At 66.8% G+C, this 18,947-nt stretch carries 16 protein-coding genes; 8 read left to right on the forward strand and 8 right to left on the reverse strand.

The genetic code is table 11. The features are described 5' to 3' along the window. Window positions 1–165: 165 nt before the first annotated feature. Window positions 166–1,923 carry a cyclic peptide export ABC transporter gene (locus ACQ859_RS18335; RefSeq protein WP_431262125.1) on the forward strand — a complete coding sequence of 586 codons (1,758 nt, stop codon included), beginning with the start codon at window positions 166–168 and terminating at the stop codon, window positions 1,921–1,923. Window positions 1,924–1,996: 73 nt separating this feature from the next. Here ACQ859_RS18335 and ACQ859_RS18340 read toward each other — a convergent pair whose 3' ends face one another. Then, window positions 1,997–2,287, reverse strand: coding sequence for a hypothetical protein (locus ACQ859_RS18340; protein WP_431262126.1), 291 nt, complete (start codon window positions 2,285–2,287; stop codon window positions 1,997–1,999). Window positions 2,288–2,390: 103 nt separating this feature from the next. Further along, window positions 2,391–4,538 (reverse strand): RICIN domain-containing protein, encoded by a 2,148-nt coding sequence (locus ACQ859_RS18345; protein WP_431262127.1) that lies wholly within the window; start codon window positions 4,536–4,538, stop codon window positions 2,391–2,393. 212 nt (window positions 4,539–4,750) lie between these two features. Between ACQ859_RS18345 and ACQ859_RS18350 the strand changes: the two genes are divergently transcribed. After that, complete coding sequence (locus ACQ859_RS18350) at window positions 4,751–5,362, forward strand: mechanosensitive ion channel domain-containing protein (protein ID WP_431262128.1); 612 nt, start codon at window positions 4,751–4,753, stop codon at window positions 5,360–5,362. A gap of 9 nt (window positions 5,363–5,371) precedes the next feature. On the opposite strand, the gene ACQ859_RS18355 is transcribed toward ACQ859_RS18350, so the two are convergent. Both ACQ859_RS18355 and ACQ859_RS18360 read right to left on the reverse strand, forming a co-directional pair. Then, a complete protein-coding gene (locus ACQ859_RS18355; protein ID WP_431262129.1) occupies window positions 5,372–6,049 on the reverse strand; it encodes a hypothetical protein in 678 nt (225 codons plus the stop codon). Next, the gene (locus ACQ859_RS18360) at window positions 6,024–8,306 is read right to left on the reverse strand and encodes a protein kinase domain-containing protein (protein WP_431262130.1); all 2,283 of its coding nucleotides are present in this window, start codon (window positions 8,304–8,306) and stop codon (window positions 6,024–6,026) included. Before ACQ859_RS18360 ends, ACQ859_RS18355 begins: the two co-directional genes overlap by 26 nt. 113 nt (window positions 8,307–8,419) lie before the next feature. Here ACQ859_RS18360 and ACQ859_RS18365 point away from each other — a divergent pair, with 113 nt between their 5' ends. From ACQ859_RS18365 to ACQ859_RS18385, 5 genes are all read left to right on the forward strand, one after another. Further along, window positions 8,420–9,346 carry an FHA domain-containing protein gene (locus ACQ859_RS18365; RefSeq protein WP_431262131.1) on the forward strand — a complete coding sequence of 309 codons (927 nt, stop codon included), beginning with the start codon at window positions 8,420–8,422 and terminating at the stop codon, window positions 9,344–9,346. Between the two features lie 194 nt (window positions 9,347–9,540). Then, window positions 9,541–9,951 (forward strand): DUF1842 domain-containing protein, encoded by a 411-nt coding sequence (locus tag ACQ859_RS18370; RefSeq protein ID WP_431262132.1) that lies wholly within the window; start codon window positions 9,541–9,543, stop codon window positions 9,949–9,951. A 91-nt stretch (window positions 9,952–10,042) separates the two neighbouring features. Continuing rightward, window positions 10,043–11,854 (forward strand): alkaline phosphatase family protein, encoded by a 1,812-nt coding sequence (locus ACQ859_RS18375; RefSeq protein ID WP_431262133.1) that lies wholly within the window; start codon window positions 10,043–10,045, stop codon window positions 11,852–11,854. Window positions 11,855–12,135: 281 nt separating this feature from the next. Then, window positions 12,136–13,533: a beta/gamma crystallin-related protein gene (locus tag ACQ859_RS18380; protein WP_431262134.1), complete on the forward strand. Its 1,398-nt coding sequence runs from the start codon at window positions 12,136–12,138 to the stop codon at window positions 13,531–13,533. 82 nt (window positions 13,534–13,615) lie between these two features. Further along, window positions 13,616–14,314: a thiol:disulfide interchange protein DsbA/DsbL gene (locus tag ACQ859_RS18385; RefSeq protein WP_431262135.1), complete on the forward strand. Its 699-nt coding sequence runs from the start codon at window positions 13,616–13,618 to the stop codon at window positions 14,312–14,314. Between the two features lie 118 nt (window positions 14,315–14,432). Here the strand turns inward: ACQ859_RS18385 and ACQ859_RS18390 are convergent, their stop codons facing one another. Together ACQ859_RS18390 and ACQ859_RS18395 are read right to left on the reverse strand one after the other, a co-directional pair. Beyond that, complete coding sequence (locus ACQ859_RS18390; protein WP_431262136.1) at window positions 14,433–14,957, reverse strand: porin family protein; 525 nt, start codon at window positions 14,955–14,957, stop codon at window positions 14,433–14,435. Between the two features lie 221 nt (window positions 14,958–15,178). Then, window positions 15,179–16,183, reverse strand: coding sequence for an alpha/beta hydrolase (locus ACQ859_RS18395; protein ID WP_431262137.1), 1,005 nt, complete (start codon window positions 16,181–16,183; stop codon window positions 15,179–15,181). Window positions 16,184–16,243: 60 nt separating this feature from the next. On the opposite strand from ACQ859_RS18395, the gene ACQ859_RS18400 reads away from it, so the two are divergent. After that, complete coding sequence (locus ACQ859_RS18400) at window positions 16,244–16,789, forward strand: hypothetical protein (protein ID WP_431262138.1); 546 nt, start codon at window positions 16,244–16,246, stop codon at window positions 16,787–16,789. Window positions 16,790–16,836: 47 nt separating this feature from the next. Here ACQ859_RS18400 and ACQ859_RS18405 read toward each other — a convergent pair whose 3' ends face one another. Further along, on the reverse strand, window positions 16,837–17,277 hold the full coding sequence (locus tag ACQ859_RS18405; protein ID WP_431262139.1) for a hypothetical protein: 441 nt from the start codon (window positions 17,275–17,277) through the stop codon (window positions 16,837–16,839). Between the two features lie 192 nt (window positions 17,278–17,469). Further along, a complete protein-coding gene (locus tag ACQ859_RS18410; RefSeq protein ID WP_431262140.1) occupies window positions 17,470–18,876 on the reverse strand; it encodes a GntP family permease in 1,407 nt (468 codons plus the stop codon). Window positions 18,877–18,947 lie beyond the last annotated feature (71 nt).

Genomic DNA, 18,947 nt, shown 5'->3' on the forward strand with positions numbered 1-18,947 from the left:
ATCGGTGGCGATGCCGGTTCGGTGGTGTCCGAATAGAGACGTCCTGCAACCGCGTTTGTTCATGAGGGGCCTGCGCCGTGAACATCCGCGGCGCTGGAACGTCTACCGGTGAGGACCTCACCCCGTCCGCCGCGCTCCCGCGCCGGCGGCTGAAAGACCACGCTGATGAACACTGCTCCTGGCACTCCGGCGGGCGACCCGCATCGATCCGCCGCCGACAAATCCGGCAAGTCCGGCGAAGTCTCCGCGCTGCTGAAGCCCTTCCTGCCCTGGCTGCTGGTGTCGGCGGTGACCGGCATCGCCGCCGGCGCGGCGACGGTGGCGCTGCTGGGCACCATCAACGAGGTGCTGAACCGGCCCGGCGGCATGGCCGGCGGGCTGCTGCTGACCTTCGTCGCGCTGTGCGCCGTAGCGCTGGTGGGACGCGCCGCGTCCAGCATGTGCACCAACCTCGTCGGCCAGCGGCTGGTGGCGCAGGTGCGCAAGAGCCTGGCGCGCAAGATCCTCGCCGCGCCGATCGACGCGCTGGAGCGCTATCGCACCCACCGGCTGATGCCGGTGCTGACCGGCGACGTCGACATGATCAGCGACGCCGCCTTCGTGCTGTCCTCGGCGGTGATCGCGCTGGCGATCACGCTGGGTTGCCTGGGTTACCTGGCATGGCTGTCACCGCCGCTGTTCGGGCTGCTGCTGGTGGCGCTGGTGATCGGCGTGGGCGTGCAGACCTGGGCGCAGGCGCGCGGCATCCGCGGCTTCCACAAGGCGCGCGACGCCGAGGAGCAGCTGCACAAGGCCTACCGCGCGATCAGCGATGGCGCCAAGGAGCTGCGCATGCACCGCGCGCGTCGGGCCGGCATGTACGGCGGCCAGATCGAAGGCACCGTCGACCGCATCCGCGAGATCAACTGGCGCGCGATCAACACCTACGTGCTGGCGACGGCCTTCGGTTCGGCGCTGTTCTTCCTGCTGATCGCGCTGATCCTAGGCTGGGCGGCATTCCAGACCATGGCGCCCGCGGTGCTGAGCGGCTTCGTGCTGGTGCTGCTGTTCCTGAAGGGCCCGCTGGACCAGATCGCTGCGGCAGTGCCAGGCATCGGCCGGGCGCGGGTGGCCTTCCAGCGCATCGCGGACATGTCGGCGCGCTTCGCGACGCCGGAGCCCTTCCTCGACCTCGACAAGCCGGGCGCGCCGGCCACGCTGGGCGAGGCGATCGAGCTGCGCGGCGTGCGTTATGCCTTCTCGACGCCCGAGGGCGGCGACGCCTTCGTGCTCGGGCCGGTGGACCTGACGCTGCGGCGCGGGGAGATGGTGTTCATCGTCGGCGACAACGGCTCGGGCAAGACGACGCTGGTGAAGCTGCTGCTGGGGCTGTACGCGCCGCAGCAGGGCCAGGTGCTGGCCGACGGCGCGCCGGTGACCGACGAGACGCGCGACCACTACCGGCAGCTCTACACGACGGTGTTCTCGGACTTCTACCTGTTCGAGGACCTCGCCGCCGAGGCGGGCCAGGGCGGCAGCCTGCCGGAACGGGCGCTGCCCTATCTGCAGCGGCTGGAGATCGCGCACAAGGTGTCGGTGAAGGACGGCTCGTTCAGCACGGTCGACCTGTCGACGGGCCAGCGCAAGCGGCTGGCGCTGGTGCACGCCTACCTCGAAGGCCGGCCGGTGCTGGTCTTCGACGAATGGGCGGCGGACCAGGATCCGACCTTCCGCCATCTCTTCTACACGGAGTTGCTGCCGGAGCTGCGAGACAAGGGCCACCTGGTGATCGTGGTGTCGCACGACGACCGCTACTTCCATCTGGCGGACCGGGCGATCCGGATGGGCAACGGTCAGATCCTCGAAGACGGCGGCAGCAAAAGCAGCACGCAAACGCGCCCGACCGGCGGCGAGCGGGTCGAGCGCGAACTCGCGGCGGGGTAATCCCGCCGCGCGATTGACAGCCGGAACAGGGCCGCCCGACGCAGCGCCGAAGCGCCGCGGCGGGCGATGCCGTTTACTTCATGGCCTTCTTGTCGGCCTGAGCCTTTTCCTTCATGGCCTTGGCGTCGGCTTCGGCCTTCTCATGCGTCGCCTTGGCGTCCTTCTCGCACTGCTTCTCGGCGTCGCCCTTCATGGCGTTGCACGCCTTCTTGGCGGCCTTGTAATCGGCATCGGCCTGCTTCTTCAGCGCCTTGGCCTGTTCCTCGGAGCCCGAGGCCGGGCTGGAGGCCGCCTGAGCCATGGCCGAGCCGACACCCAGGGACAGCATCGTGGCCGTAGCCACCATCAGCAGGGAACGCTTCATGTGAATCTCCTTGTCTTCAGAACAATGGGACCGGCGACGAGGTGTCGCCGGGCTGCGAGCCCTTTGTCTGTGGCAAGAAGCGATCCCTGGTGCAAAACGTCCCTCAGGGCGCCTGGAATTTCCACCGCGCGTTGTCCCCGGCGCAGTCCCATTGCTGCACGGTCGCGCCGTCCTGCGCCGACACGGCGGTCACGTCCAGGCACTTGTTGCTGTGCGACGCGCGCAGGTAGAAGAAGCCGTTGCCCTGGTCTTCCAGCCGGAACAGCTGGTTCCCGCCGCCGGTGCAGCTCCATTGCTGGACCGCCGCGCCGTTGGCGGTGCTGACGCCGCTGATGTCCACGCACTTGTTGCTAGAGGTGGAGCGCAGCTGCCACAGGCCGTTGCCGGCGCTCTGGGCCACCCATTTCTGGTTGGCGCCGCCGCCGTAGGCCCATTGCTGGAGCAGTCCACCGTCCTGCGTCGAGCGCTCGCGCACGTCGAGCGCCTTGCCGCTGTGCTTGGCGACGAGGACGTAGGTCTGGCCAGAGACCGGTGCCGTCGAGCCGGGAGGATTCGTGGGCGGCGTGGTCGGCGGAGTGGTGGGCGGCGTCGGCGTGTTCGTGCCGGTCGAGTCCTCGAACTGCAGCCAGTCCAGGTTGGCGACGCCGGTGCCGCCCTTGGCCACCAGGTACACGTTGTGGATGCCGGTGCTGCGCTGGATCGGCGTCGTCACCTCCTGGAAGCTGGTCCAGCCGCCGGTGCTGGGCACGGTGACCGTGCCGACATGCGCGCCCGTCGGGCTGTCCAGGCGGACCTCGATCTGCTTGCCGGCGCTGGACGCATCCACCGCCAGGCGCAGCTTCAGGCGGTCGACGCCGCTGCCGAAGTCGAGGTCGATGTAGCGCAGCCAGTCACCCGCGTCGAAGCTGCCGATGCCGGTGCTGTCGAAGCTCACGCCGCTCTGCGCGTAGAACATTTCCGCCTCGAGCTTGTTGGTCGCGCGCCAGCTGCCTTCGAAGGGCAGGTTGCGGATCAGGCTGTTCTTGCCCGTCAGCGCCGCCTTGAACACGCCGTTCAGCATCGTGTTGGGCGCCATGTTCTTCTCGACGTCCCAGCTGCGCCACTTCGCCTCGATGGTGGCGTAGCTGTCGGTGGCCACGTTGGGCGTGTTGGCGCCGGCGTTGGTGCTGTTGTAGAGCGCCCAGTTGCCGATGTTGGTGCCCTTGTAGGTCCAGCTCGTCCAGTGCCAGCCGGCCTCGTTGTAGCGGCGCAGGCCGTACTCCCAGCTGCTCTGCAGGTTGAAGTACATGAACTCGCCGACGTAGTGCGGCACGTTGTACGAGGCGTACTGCTTCTCCTGGTTGATCTTGGCCTCGGTGAAATTCACCTGCGACTGGTAGTTCGAGTCGTTGCCCCAGTTGTAGTAGTGGAACTCGTAGATGACATTGGTCCAGCCGTAGTCGGACGGCCGCGTGATGGCGGTCCAGTCCCAGATGCCTTCCATGATCACGATGTGATTCGGATCGACGGCGCGGATCTCCTTGTAGATCCGGTCGTACATGTCGAGCACGGGCCGCGTCGCGGGCGCCGGGTAGTTGAGCGAGGGCTCGTTGAGCACGTCGTAGCCGGCGACGGTGGGCTCGTTGCGGAAGCGGGTGGCGAGCTCGCGCCAGAAGGTCAGCGTCTGGTTCTGGTAGGTGGTGTTGTTCCAGAGCTGGCCCGAGCCGCCGATGCGGCCGCTGTGGTCGGCGCCGTTCTGCGAGCCCGGCGCGCCGTGCAGGTCGAGGATGACGTACATGCGGTACTTCTTCGCCATCGCGACCACCCACTCGATGCGGCGGAAATCGATCTTGCCAGCGGCGTCGCGCTTCCACGAGCCGTCCTCGTTCATGTGGTTGAGGTAGTAGATGGGCAGGCGCAGCGCGCTCATGCCGAGGTCCGACAGGATCTTGAAGTCCTTCTCCTGCAGGTAGCTGTCCTGGTAGGCGTTGATCAGCGCGTCGCGGCCGCTGTCGCCGAAGCGCTGGCTCAGCGTCTTGCGCATCGTGTAGTCGTCGCCGGCGCCGGCGAGCGGAGACATCCAGCCTTCATGCACCTGCCAGCCGCCGAGGTTGACGCCGCGCAGGTAGATGGGGTCGCCGGTGCCGTTCTGGTTCCTGACGGTGCGTCCGTCGACTTTCAGGAAGCTGCTGTGGGCGAGGGCGGTGCCAGTCGTTGCCAACGCGATCAGCGCGGCAAGGGGCAGGAGGGCGAAACGCTGCAGGGTGTTCATGTCGGTCCGGCGTGAAGAGGAGGGACAGGCCCTCCGTCTTGAGTCGGACCCGTGTGCGAGCCGCGATTCTTCGTCTTCACGGCATCAAAACGATGCACGCGAAAGCTACAGCGGCTACAGCGCTGCTCTCTTTGTGATGACCTGAAACCGTTTTCACTCTGAAGAGGTAGCGTGGCGGGCAACGCGCCGCCGACGCGTTAACCTGCTGCGCCATGAACAAGCTCTACCAATCCCTGCACGACCATCTTCCCGCGTGGCTGGCCGAATGGCTGGACATCTTCGTCCCGCTGATCGAGGTCGCCGTCATCGGCCTGGGCGCGTGGCTGCTCATGCGCGTGGTGCGGCTCATCTCCCGCCGGCTCACGAGCCGCTACGGCTTCCCGGTGAAGGTCGCCTCGCTGTTCCTGCGCAGCATCGGCGTGCTCGTCTACGGCGGCGCGGTGCTGTGGGCGCTCGAGCGCCTGGGCGTCTCGGGCTCGGTGCTGTGGACGGCGTTCACCGGCTTCGCCGCGGTGGGCGCGGTCGCGTTCTTCGCGGCGTGGAGCGTGCTGTCCAACTTGTTCTGCACGCTGCTGATCTACGTCACGCATGCGTTCCGGATCGGGGATGTCGTCGAACTGCTGGAGGCCGGCGACCGGCCCGGCGTGAAGGGCCGGGTGGTCGACATCAACCTCGTCTACACGACGCTGCTGGAAAGCGGCGACGCGCAGAACGGGACGATGCTGCAATTGCCGAACAGCCTGTTCTTCCAGCGGGCGTTGAGGAAGTGGAATGGGGTGCCGGCCGAGACTGTCTTGACGCATGGGGTGACGGAACGGCCCTGACGCCCAGGATCACTCCCGTCCGGACTCCTGGCGGCTTGAGCTGTCTGGATGGGATGGCGGGAAATCGTCCGACTCGGACTTGGATTTGTTGTGACCATTGCCGACCTCCGTCTCAGGGTCGAACCGAAACACGCGGACGTAGGGCGTGTCGCCTGGATGTTCCTGAATCTCCACCGTCAGGATGAAGCTCATGTCCCATCGGCCGATGCGCTTGTCACCCTTCTTGCCGATGACCTGAAAGGCGTTCAGGGAACGATAAACGATGGTCAGGTAGAACTCCTTGCTTGCCTCGTCGTAGGACAGTTGTTCCTCGGGAACGAGCTGGAGGTTGTCGACATGCCGCGTGGTACTTCCCGACCCGACGAACGGCGATGGCGCCGAATATTCCTTCGCGTGGTCGGCCCGAGACCAACGCAGTTCCGGAATGGTGATGATGAAGCAATCGATGATCTTGAACGACCAGCGACTGTCGAGACTGCGGACCGGGCCGCCTCCCTTGACGAACACGCTCACGTGCTCGGCGGGTTGCAGCCAGACGCCTCCTGCCATGGGGCCCCGCTGCATGTAAATGTTGCGATGCCCGTCGGTGGCACTCCAGCACAGGAGCTGCGATTCCTGCTGATAGTCGAACGACAGTGAAATGGCGGCGGGAAAGCCGCAATCATCGGTCGGCTTGTTTTGTGTCATGGCGGAGCTCCTCCTTCAGGTTGTCAATCGATCTTGAATAACCGATGTCCTGCCGCAAGGCGGCGAACTCCGGTTCTGTCTTCACGAGGGCGAGGGGGTAACCCAGGACCAGCGCCCGGCGCAGCGATTGCAGCGCCTGCGCGCGCTGGCCGAGCGCTTCATGCGCCAAGGCCATCCGGAAGTTGGGATCGGCCTTGTCCGGCGCCTGTTCCTGCAGCGTCGACAGGCCTGCCGTCGCTTCCGTCCGCATGCCGAGCCGGGCCTGATACAGCGCGGCGCGGGACACATTGGCGGGGGACGGGTCCCGCGCCAGGATGGGTTGGAACAGTTGCAGCGCTCGTCGATAGGCCTCGGCCGATGCCTTGGCCTCGCCCGGCGTCCATCGCAAGGCGTCGGCCAGATTGGCCCAGCGCAGATAGAAGTTCGGACTGCCATGCGGCCCCTCGGCCGCGGCCCTGAAGGCCTCTGCGGCGGACGCGTAATCCCCGCGCGCATACAGCGCGTTGCCGAGGTTGGTGTACAGCCGTCCCGCCGGGCGGATCTGCAGCCCCTGCTGCAGCACCTGCAGCGCCTCCTCCGGCCGCCCCAGCCGCAGCAGCGTCGCATTGAGGTTGGCGTACGCGAAGACGGCGTCGGGCTGCAGCCGGATGCTGGCGCGGAACTCACGTTCCGCTGCGGCGAACTCGCCGCGCTCGAAGTGGAGCCATCCCACCAGATCGACGTAGAGCCGATCGTCGGGATGCCGCTCACGTGCCGCCGAGGCCGCTTCGAACGCGGCGTCCGACTTGCCTTGCGCCATCAGGACCCGGGTCCGGCCCGTCAGTGCATAGGAGTTGTCCGGGTCCAGCCTCAGCGCGCGTTCGAACCGGGTCACCGCGCCGCTGCGATCGCCCTGCAGCTCCAGCGTCCATCCATCGGCCGCGTGCGCCGCAGCCAGTTGACCGTCGAGCGTGATCGCGCGCGTCGCTGCCTCGCGCGCGTGCCGTAGCAAAGTCTCGTCGTGACCGTCATTGCGATAGCTGAGGCACTGCGCCAATGCCAGCCAGGCCCAGGCCGCCGCATGGCGGGGTGTCCGATCCGCCACTGTCTTGAAATGTGCCAGGGCACGCGCGACCGCGCCATCCTCGTCGAAGCGACGCAGCGCGTCGATGCCCGCGTGCATCTCCTGCGCGTCGTTGGGCACGCTGCGATTGGCGGTCGCGCCCGGCGGCGCGGGAAGATCGCCGGACACGGCGGCCGCCAGCGCGACCAGGAGGAGCGCGGCACGCAGCCCCGCTCGCCCTATCGACGATGTCGTCTGCCGACGCGGTGTGCCGTGCGGCCCGACGGGAAGCTGGTCGAGCGCGCTGACAACGGCATCCATGCTGGCGGGGCGGGCCTGGGGATCGGGCGCCCCCATCGCGCGGACGAGATGGATCAGGGGCTGCGTGAGCCCGCCCGGAAACTGCCATGAAACGCCGTCATCGGCCGCCTCGACAGCCGATGGGTCCATGGAGCGCCTGCGATGTCCGCCCACGAGTTCCAGGAAGACGGCGCCGAGCGCATAGATGTCGGAGGCCGGCGAGGGCGATGCGCCGGCGAGGCGCTCCGGCGCCATGTACGCCAGCGTCCCGGCCTGCGCGCCGGCATTCGCCGTGTCGCATCCCGTCGCATCGAAAGGCTGCGCGATGCCGAAATCGAGGATGCGCAGATCGCCGTCCGCCTGAAGCATCAGGTTGGACGGCTTGATATCGCCGTGGGCCAACCGGGCCTGATGGACTTCGGAGAGCGCTTGTGCCGCCTGCCGGACAAGATCGACCGCGAGCGGCAGGGACAGGGGGCCGTCGCGCAGCACCGCCGACAGCTCGCGCCCGAACACGCGCTCCATGACGATCCAGTGACCGCCGTCGTCCTTGACCACGCCATGGATGCGGACGAAGGCGGCATGCCGCAGTCCGGCCGAACGCCGCGCTTCGATCAGGTGGACGTCGCTGTCCTCGGCGGTTGCGTGGCGCAGCCGTTTCAGCGCGACGGGGCGCAGCAGCAGCGTGTCCCGCGCGGCGAAGACGTCGCCCTGTCCCCCGGCACCAATCGCCCGTTCCAGCAGGTATTGGCCGACGAGTCGCGGATGACCCGGATCGGCAGTCGACGCGTCGAGTGGATCAGATGAATCAATTGCACCAGATGAATCAGATTCATCGCGCACTCGCGTCGTCACTGACGTTTTCACCATTTCCGGCGCGGATCGTGTGCGTCGGGGAATGGTGATGAAGCGCATGCCTGAATGTCGCAGGCAATGCGCAAGGGCGCTCCTGTCAGGCATTACAGCTGTGCCGCCGCCGGCCGCCTCCGTAGAGTGTCCGTGCGTCCACGACAAGGGGAGAGGGCAGGGTGGCGATCCTCATTCACAGTGCCAGCGGTCGCAGGATCGTCCTGCTGCCGCAACACGTCTTCGGACGGGATCGCGGGGCCTCCACCGTCCTGGACGACGGCGAGGCTTCGCGCCTGCATGCATCGATTCGCTGGACAGGGACCGCGTGGGAGTTGCGCGACCACAGCCGCAACGGCACCACGGTGGACGGCTGGCGCATCCCCTACAACAGCGCGGTCGAATTGAAGCCCGGGCAGGCGCTGATCTTCGGCGTCGACGGCGCGTCGGCCTGGCGCGTGCAGGATCTGGAGCGCCCGGGGCCGCTGCTGCTGAGCGTCGACGGCCAGGAGGCGATCTCCCTGGCCCGGTCGACGCTGCTGCCGGAGACCGATGCGGCCTCGGTGTCCATCGTGCAGGAAGGCGATGGCACATGGCTGTGCACGTCGGAGGACGGCATGCGGGCGCTGCAGGAGGGTGACGAGATCGCCGTCGACGGACGGCGCTGGCGCTTCCACTCGGGCTTCGGGCAGATCACGGAGGAGGTCGCGACGACGCAGCAGACGACCTGCGTCACGCGTTTCGACGTGAGCCTGGACGAGGAGCATGTGACGCTCCGCCTGAGTCACGGCGATCGCGAGCTGGACCTGGGCGAGCGGACGCACCACTACGTGCTGCTCACGCTGGCGCGGCTGCGGGTCGACGATGCGACGCGCGGCCTGCCCCCGTCGGAGCAGGGCTGGGTCTATCAGGATCGGCTCGCGAAGATGCTGGGATTGGACTCTGCGCATCTGAACATCCAGATCTTCCGGTTGCGGCGGCAACTGGCCCAGGCGCTGGGGCAGGATGTGGCGCCTCCCGCCCTGATCCAGCGACGACGCGGAGCGTTGAGGATGGGTGACGTGGCGATGGAGATCCGGCGCGGCGCACAGCGGCCGGCTGCGCAATGACGGCAAGGCCAGGGAGCGGAACGTCCGCCGCGTCGCGCGATGCTGCGCAGTGCCGCGTAATGAGCGGTAATGGCCGGGCCTGACGCCGTTTCCTAGAGTGCATGCACATCGCGTCGAGGGGATGCGATGACCGTCATGCACACCGTCGCGCGGTCGTCGACCCGCCGGGTGCGAACGCACGAAGGGAGCCTGCCATGTCGACCACACCCACCTCGAATTTCGCGGAACCGTTCCAGTTGATCGTCGGCAACAAGTTGCCTGGAGCGCCGACGCTGCATCTGTCGCTGTCGTTTGCCGAGCGCGCATCGAGACTTCCCAGCAGCGTGAGCGGGCTCGGGGTCATCACGCAGGCCGTCACGCCGCCCGGCGGCCGCATCCCCGTGCGCGACATCCATGGCCAGCTGTACCCGCTAGGCGGCCCCGTCGAACTGCCGGAGAACGTGATCGTCCTGGACGGTCTCTGCGTGGTGACCGATCCACCGTCCCAGGTCGTCCTTGAGGAGCCGTTCCGCGCGGTGCTCCTGCTGGGTCCGGAGATGACGGGTCATGCCACCTTCATCTACGGCCACCGCGTGATCAACAACGTGCCGGTCACCAGAGACTGACACGCGTCGGCGGGCCGCGATACGTCCGCGGCCCGCCGGCATCCCTCGCGTCCCCCGGGGCGCATGTCGATGGCCATCGAGAGGATCCGCCATGTCCCCCATCAAGCATGTCGTCGTTGTCATGTTGGAGAACCGTTCCTATGACAACGTCCTGGGATGGCTCTACCACCCGGACAACGCACCGCCGTACCACGCCCCGCCCGACGGACAACGCGAATTGGCCGGCCCCGGATTCAATCCGTCCAGAAGATTGCCGCCAGGCATCCAGGCGAAGAATCAGACGACATCGACCTGCATCGAAGGTACGGACTTGCTCTATGCGCCGACCGCCATTCCGCTGATCGACCCGGGCGAGCCTTTCAAGGACATGGCTCAACAGATCCTGGGACTGGACAGCCTGCCGCACAGCAACCCCTATGTCGGCTATCCGCCGGCCGATGACGACATGCTCACCATGGGTTACGTCTACAACTACGAGCAATTGACCAAGGGTTCGCTGGATCTCGAGCCCAGGGTGCCCGTCGGGAATCTTCCGGACGTCATGAACTACCTGACGCCGGCCCAGATGCCGGTCTCGGCCTTCCTGGCCAACCGATATGCGGTATGCGACCAGTGGTTCGCTTCGGCTCCGACGCAGACCTTCACCAATCGCGTGTTCTCCCTGTGCGCGGCGCCAGGCGTGAAGCGTCAACTGGACGGGAGGACCTACAGCCTCATCGACGACATCCAGTACCTGAACCCGGTGGATGCGACCGTGCCGCTGCCGACCGTGCTGCGCCAGCTGGACACGGTGCTCGGCACCTCGGATCCCTCGCGGCCGAATTGGAAGCTCTACTTCCACGACTACAGCATCGCATTGGCCACGGTCTCCGACGTGGCGGCGGCGAACGTCGAAGGCAATGTCCATCTCGCGACCTTCGATGGCGCGGACTGGCTCTCCCAATGTCCGATGCAACTGAAGTCCAACGGCGCCACGACCTTCGTCGCCGATGTGCAGCGCGGCTGGCTGCCGGCGCTGTCGATCATCGAACCCCGCTACACGGACAACCTCGCGCTGGGGCAGTTGCCCGCCAACAGCAACCATCCCGGCACCGCGAGCATTCCCGAGCTTTCGATCGGCGGCAAGCATCCGATCGACGCGGCGACGGGAGAAGTACTGCTCCTGCAGGTCTACAACCTGCTGAGATCCAGTCCCATCTGGGAAGACACCGTGCTGATCGTCACCTATGACGAGCACGGTGGGCTGTACGACCACGTGCCACCGCCGAAGGCGGTACGCCTCGGCAAGGACATCCCGCCCGTCAGTTCGTTGACGGACAAGGCCGCCGACGGATTTGATTTCAATGTGCTCGGCGGACGTGTCCCGGCCATCGTGGTATCGCCACGCATCGCGCCCGGCTCGATGGTCCGGTCGAGTGCCTCCAACGGCGGCGAGGCCGGCGCCTTCGATCACACGGCCATCATCCGCACCGTGTGGGATGCCTTCGACCTCGGGCCGTCCGCGTTGACGCCTCGAGATGGCGCGGCTCCCAGCTTGATGCCCTTTCTTCAAGGCGAGTTGAACCCGGATCCGACACCGCCCGCCCAGATCGTCGTCGGCCCTGGTGCGCTCAACTTCGTCAAGGAGAAGGGATCGCTGGGATTGAACTTTCCGCAGACGCTGTTGGCCACCTGCAGCCCGTTCTTTCCCCTGCAAGCGAGGATGTCGGCGCAAGGAGGAAGCGGGCTGAGTTGGCTCAGCATCACGATCGACAACGACGAGGCGTCGATGGTCACCCGGATCAAGGTTGGCGCGTCCGCGCAGGGGCTGGGTCCGGGGACGTATCAAGGCAGCATCGAGATCAGCGGCCCTGTCGGGGCCGACCCGGTGGTGGTGCCGGTCACGCTGCATGTGCGCCATTGAGCGGCCAGACCGGACAGCCGCCACGCTGATGAAGCGATCGCCCCCGCGGTCTCCGACGTAGCAAGTTGCAAGGCTTGTCTCCAAATACGGAGGGCCGGGCGGGCGCTGTCGGCTGTCCATCGAGGAGAACTCGACCTCAGACGTTTTGGATATGGCGCCGACGGGCCCGCGTATTGGCATTGGAACGGGGGCGTTCCTAGACTCGCGTCCTCGATCCAACCGTCTTTGCGAGTAGCCTCATGCATCAACGTCGCGCATCCCTGAAGTCCGCATTCGGGGGCATGGCAACGGCCGCCTTGATCCTCCTTCCGCTGGCCGCGTCCGCGGCGGAGGTCTGCTTCTTCGAGCACTACAACTATCAGGGCGCGAGCCACTGCACCTCGGCCGTGAGCGGCGAGGTCGGCGCTGCCGTCACGGACCGCATCTCGTCCGTGCGCGTGCCTGCCGGAACGCGGGTCACGCTGTACCAGCACCCGGGCTTCACCGGCACTAGCCTGCAGCTCACCGCCGACACACCCAACCTCGCCGATCGGGGCTTCAACAACCTGACCTCGTCGTTCAAGGTCGCGGCGACGCCGCCGCCGCCCGCGGCCGGGCCCGTGTGCTTCTACGAGGACTACGACTTCCGCGGACAGAGCGAATGCATCAGCGCGACCGGCGGGGACATCCAGGTGCTCGCCGACCGCGTGTCCTCGGTGAAAGTGCCGGCGGGCGTGAAGCTCTCGCTCTACGAGAACGGCGGCGCGTCCGGTCGCATGCTCGTGCTGTCGGCGGATGCGCCCAACCTCGCCATGGCGGGTTTCAACAACCGCACGTCATCATTCCGAAGCGAGAGCACCGGGACCGGTGCGCTGCAGGTGGTCTTCATCGGCAACAGCTTCACGCACGGCAATGCGAATCCGGTGCTGCACTACAACTCGGCCAACGTCACCGACCTGAACGGCAGCGGCTACGGCGGCATGCCGGGACTCTTCAAGCAGCTCACGGTGGAGGCCGGCCTGAACTACCAGGTGGCCATCGAGGCCGTCAGCGCGCAGACGCTCAAGTTCCACTACACGAGCAAGCGGGCGGTGCTGGACAACCAGCGCTGGGACGCCGTGGTCATGCAGGATCAGAGCAACCTCGACCCTGCCGCACCCGGCAATCCGGCCAGCCTCATCACCTACTCAGGTCTGCTGGAGAAGTTCATCCACGGCGTCGACGTGAACGCCAACGCGAATGGCAACGCCAAGGCCAACGTATGGCTGCTGGCCACCTGGCCGCGGCCGGACCAGGTCTACCAGCCGGGCGGACACTGGTACGGACAGACGCTCGAACAGGCCGCGGCCGTGCTGAGCAACGGCTACAAGGCCGCCGCCACGCAGAACCGCGGGACGGCCGGGATGATCCCGGTCGGCGACGCGTTCGTGCGCGCGGTCGGTCAGGGTGTCGCGGACCGCAACCCGTACGACGGCATCGACGGCGACAAGCTCAACCTCTGGTCCGGCGACAACCACCATGCCAGCGCGGCCGGAAGCTACCTGGAAGCGCTGATGGCCTTCGCCCGGCTGACCGGCCGCGATCCGCGCAGCCTGGGTGCTGGCAGCGTCGCGGCGCGGGCGATGAACCTGACCGCGGCGCAGACGACGGCCCTGCAGGAGGTCGCGTACCGGCAGCTGCTGGCGAGTCAGGCGCCGTGATGGGGAATGCCCTGATCCTCGATTTAATCGCCGTCTAAGACGCGACGCCAAGAATCCTGCCGTTCACACCGGGAGGATCCTCATGCAACGACGAACCGTGCTCTCTCTGCCGGCCGTGCCGGCGCTCGCCGCGATGTCCGCATCACCGATGCTGGCATCGGCGGCGACGGCGGAGCCGGCCACATCAGCCGCCTGGCGGCCCGTCGAAGGTCAGCATTACGAACGCCTCGCAACGCCGATCGCAGGGACCGGCGGCGGAAAGATCGAGCTCGTCGAGTTCTTCTGGCTCGGCTGCAGTCACTGCAAGGCCTTCGATCCGATCCTCGAGGCCTGGCTGGCGCAGCATCGCGACGTCGTCTCGATGCGCCGGGTGCACATCGCCGGGCGGGCACAGGTGGCCGCGCATCAGAAGCTGTTCTTCGCGCTCGAGTCGATGGGCCTGCAGGAGTCTCTGCGGCCCGTGGTGTTCGACCTGCTCGTGCAGCAGGGGAAGTCGATGAACACGCCTCAGGAGCAGGCGTCGGTGCTCGCAGGCGCGGGCGTTGATCCGAAGCGGCTGATGGAGAGCTGCCAGTCGTTCAGCGTGGCGACGAAGTGTCAGCAGGCCAATCAGCTGCAGGAGCGTGCCGGTGTCGACGGCGTGCCGACGCTGCTCGTCGGCGGGCGCTTCAGGACCTCGCCCAGCATCGCGGGCCGCGGCGCGCGGCTGACCGAGGAAGAGAGCGGCCGTCGGGCGATGGCTGTGGTCGACCACCTGCTGGCGGGGCCGCTGCGCGCGTGAGAGACGTCCCACGGGTCAGGCAAGCCCTGACCCTCACGCGGGCGTGCCGCGGCTTGACGCGGCGCGACGGACGCCCCGACCCCGTGACGCTGAGCGCGTCGGGCCGGGGCGCCGATGATCAGAAGCGGTAGCCGACGTTCAGCGTCACGCCATCGATCTTCAAGCCGTCCTTCTTGTAGTACTGCATGTAGTCGAGGCCGCCATACAGGGTCTTGCTGAAGTTGTAGCGGCCGCCCAGGCCCCAGGCGAAGCTGCCGTCGCTGTCCGAGCCGCTCAGCCCCTGGCTCGACGCCTTGATCTTGCTGTCGGCATAACCGACCCGGCCGAAGACTTCGAACTGGTCGAAGTTGTATTTCGGCGTCACGAAGATGCCGTAGCTGCGCGAGACCTTGAACTTGACGCCGTCCACGGTGTCATCCTTCAAGCCGGTGGCCAGCATGGCTTCGATGGCCACGTTCGGGTGGAGGTCCCAGCCGACGATGCCGCGCAGGGCGCCCGGCTTGACGGTCGGACCATCGGACTTGAGGTTGAGGAAGGTGTAGCCCACGTCGCCGTACAGGCCGCTGGTCGCGGGGGCGGTCTGGGCTTGCGCAACGCCGGCGGCGAGCAGGAGCGCCGCCGTGAGGATGGAAATCTTGGTCATTCGAGCACTTCTTTGAATGGATGGACAACCACGCCTCGAAGAGGCGGGTCGGCAGCTCGCGATGACTCCCAATTCAATGGCGCGCGCAGAAGTCACTGCGCTGGAGGAAACGTCCGCCTGGCGATCGCGGTTGACGGCGACACAAACCTTCACACATGGCGTGACGACCGGCATGGGAGTGCCAGGCAAGACCTGGCGCCGGAGAACGTCGGTTCAGCGCCTCAGGACAGCGCCTTCACCAGGATCGGCAGGCTGATGTCCATGCGGTAGTCGACGGCGGTGTGGTTGTCGTCGAACTCCTCATAGACGTGTTTCACACCCATTGCGTCCAACCGCCGGTGCATGCGCCGTGCGCCATAGACCAGGTTGTACTGGTCGACGTCGCCGCAGTCGATGTAGAGCGCCTTGAGCGCGTTCAGGCCGGCGCCGTGCGATTCCACCAGCGTCAGCGGATCCCAGGCCAGCCAGTGGGCCCAGCGTTCCGGGATCAGCTCGCAGGTGTCCAGCGTCACCGGCAGCCGCACGCCGTAGGGCGCCGAGGGATCGGGGTCGAAGCTCGCGGCCTGCGCGAACATCATCAGGATGTGCACGTCGCTGTCCTTGGGCTTCTTCGCGGACCAGAAGGCGTCCACCCATTGGCCGATGTCCGGTTGCTTGGCGAGCGCGCGCAGCACCGGCACGAACTCGTGGCGATACAGCAGTTCGAAGCCCATGTCGCCGGAATGCGCGGCGGCCGCGGACCAGAAGTCCGGGTGCAGCAGGGCGTGGACCATCGCGCCGTAGCCGCCGCTGGACTTGCCGAAGATGCCGCGACGACCGTTGCCGCCGCAGTCGAATCGTTGCTCGACGAAGGGCACGACCTCCTCGCGGAGGAAGTCGTCCCAGCGGCCCATGGCGACCGAGTTGACGTACTGGTTGCCGCCCAGCTTCGTGAAGCAGTCCGGGAAGGCGACGACGACCGGCGGCAACTCGCCGGACGCGATCAGGCGGTCCAGGCGCTCGGGCAGGTTCTCGCCGAAGTTCTTCCAGTTGGTGTGCACCGGACCGCCGGCGGTGAAGCCCACGATGTCGACAAGCAATGGCAGGCCGCGGCCGTCGTGGCCATGCGGGATGTAGACGTCCACGAGTCGCCGGGTGGGCGCGCCGACCAGGTTGCCCGCGAGGACCTCGCTGTCGAGGATCAGGCGGTGGACGGTGCCGGCGGGGGTGTCGGGGTGCTTGTGCATGGGTATCCAGGCAGGTGATCGGCGAGACTGTGGGCTGGAGAATAGCCTTCAATGCATCGCATGACACACCCCACGCCTCTCGACCTCATCAAGCGGCTGGTCGCCGCGCCGTATCCCGACCGGATCGAGGAGATCCAGCTGTACGGCATCCACGACAGCGACCACAACTTCTTCCGCAGCGGTCCGCGTCGCAAGATCGCGGTGCTCCATGACGCGAGCGGAGACTTCGAACAGGACGCTGAGCTGACGGAGGATGATCAGAGCGAGATGGAACTCGACAACCTCGCCGCCTTCAAGGCGATCACGACCGAGGTGTCCGCATGGCTGAGCGATCGACCGGCGCAGACGGACGTCTGGCCGCCTGACATGCCGATCTCGACGGACTTCGAGGATGAGGCGCGCGAGGACGAAGCGCTCGAGGACGGCTCGGGCAGCTGGACCGCCTCCTACGAAGGCGGCTACCACGAGGCGGAGATCGATCGACGCGTCGTGTGGGACCTGGGGGACGAGTACCTGGTGCTGTTCTGCCAGGAGATGCCGGGGGACGGGAACTTCGTGTGCGTGACCGGTGCGTGTGTGTTGCCGAAGGATGCGGCGGGTCGTTGATCTCGAAAGGAAGGGGGCCCGCAGCCCCCAACCTCTTGTGAGCGGTATCAACGCCGTGTGAACACCATGCTTCCCAGGTTGACCACCAGGATGAGGCCACTGCTGTTCACGTAGGTCCGTGTGCCCGAGGCGAGGATCGTGTTGTCCACTCGGTAGACACCGTTCCAGGCCTCGCGGAAGTGGTAGCTCCAGTCGTTCGGCCGCCGCTTGCCTTCAAAGGAGATGGAGAAGGGCGCCCCGCCGCTTTGTCCCGCGCTGTTGTTGACCCAGGCAAATTGCCCGATGGTCCCCGTCTCGACATAGGGCCCGATGGGAGAGACGGCGGACATGTAGCTGCCCACGATGGTGCCATCCCAAGGATTCGAGCTCGTGATGGTCAAGGTGTAGTAGCCGTCCGGTGAGGTGTACGTTCCCTCCAGCGGCAGTGCCGACGCGGCATGGCCGATGGAAAGGAAGAACAAGAGAATCAGTCCCTTGAGGAAGTTCATGTCTGCTCCTGGTTGGATTTGCCGAAGATGCCAGGACGTGTCCTGGATCTGACGTTGCCGTGACATCGCCTGAAAGCGACCACGGATCCATGTTGGAAGACAGGCGCATGAACCGCCATTACGCGGGATTACAGCGGCAATCCACGGGGCCTGCGTGCCGCGAAGGGGACGACGATCGGCCCAGACGTCCTCTCACCCCAGCGCCGGCATCAGGTTCAGCGCGAACACCATCAGCAGCCCCACGACGGACACGATGGACTGCACCACCGAGATCGTGCGCGTGGCTTCGCCCATCGACATGCCGAACGACTCCTTGACCAGCCAGAAACCCGCATGGTTGGCGTAGTTGAAGAAGAGCGACCCGCAGCCGATGGACAGGGCCAGCAGCGGCATGTTGACCGTCTCGCCGGACGCCGCCAGCGGCGCCAGCAGACCCGCCGCGCCGACGATCCCGACCGTGGCGGAGCCGGTGGAGACGGACAGCAGCATGGAGATCAGCCATCCCAGCAGCAGCGGGGACACCGCGAACTGATGGCTCATGTGCACGATCGCATCGCCGACATGCGCATCGGTGAGCACCTGCTGGAAGGCGCCCCCGCCGGCGATGATCAGCAGCACATTGGAGATGGGCTTGACGCTCTCGCTGAGCGCCTTTCTCACCGCTTCCGGCTCGCCGGAGCGGAGCATCACCATCGCGAAGACCAGGCCCAGCAGCATCGCGACGATCGGGTTGCCCAGGAAGGCCGTGACGTGCAGCGCCGGGGAGGTCTTGTCGAGCAGGATCTCCGCGATCGCATGCGCCAGCATCAGCACCGCCGGCAGCAAGGCACACAACACGCCGACGGCCACGCTGGGCGCGGTCGATGATGGCGCAGCGGTGCCGGCCCCGGGGGCGGCGACCCCTTCGCTCTCCGGCACGTACTGGTGGATCATGGCCTCGTCGGGTCGCGCCTGCATGCGCGGCGCGATGAAGGTGCCGTAGATCGGCCCCGCCAGGATGATCGCGGGAATGGCCGCGATGAAGCCGTAGATCATCGTGGCGCCGACGCTGGTCTTGAGCGTGGCGATGGCCGTCAGCGGGCCGGGGTGCGGCGGCACCATGCCGTGCATGGCCGCCAGCGCGGCGATCACCGGCACGGAGACATACACATAGGCGGAGCCTCTCCCGACCTTGCCGGTCTCCAGCCTGCGCGCCACGCCGAAGATCAGCGGCAGCAGCACCACGAGCCCCACTTCGAAGAACATCGGGATGCCGATGACGAAGGCCACGCCGGCCATCGCCCAGGGCAGGGCCTTGTGGGAGGCGCGGCTCACGATGGCGTCGGAGACGGCCGTGGTGACGCCCGAGTCCGCCAGCAGCTTGCCGAGCATGGCACCGAGTGCCACGACCAGTCCCACGGCGCCCAGTGTTTTCCCCGCGCCGCCGGAGATGGCGGAGGCCACCTTGTTCAAGGGCATGCCGGTGGCGAGCCCGACGGCCATCGATACCAGCAGCAAGGCCAGCAGCGGATGGAGTTTCGGCTTCGCCACGATGAGGGCCACGAGGCCCAGCACGCTGACCAGCGCGATGGCCAGCAGTTGGATGTCTACAAGGCTCATGGTCGCCTGTCTCCGTTGTCGTCGATCCGAGGACCTTCCGCGCGCCAGGCGCTGCCCCGTCCGTCAAAGAA

Origin of the sequence: Roseateles chitinivorans, assembly GCF_050632235.1 — a bacterium.
Classification (GTDB): domain Bacteria; phylum Pseudomonadota; class Gammaproteobacteria; order Burkholderiales; family Burkholderiaceae_C; genus Roseateles; species Roseateles chitinivorans_A.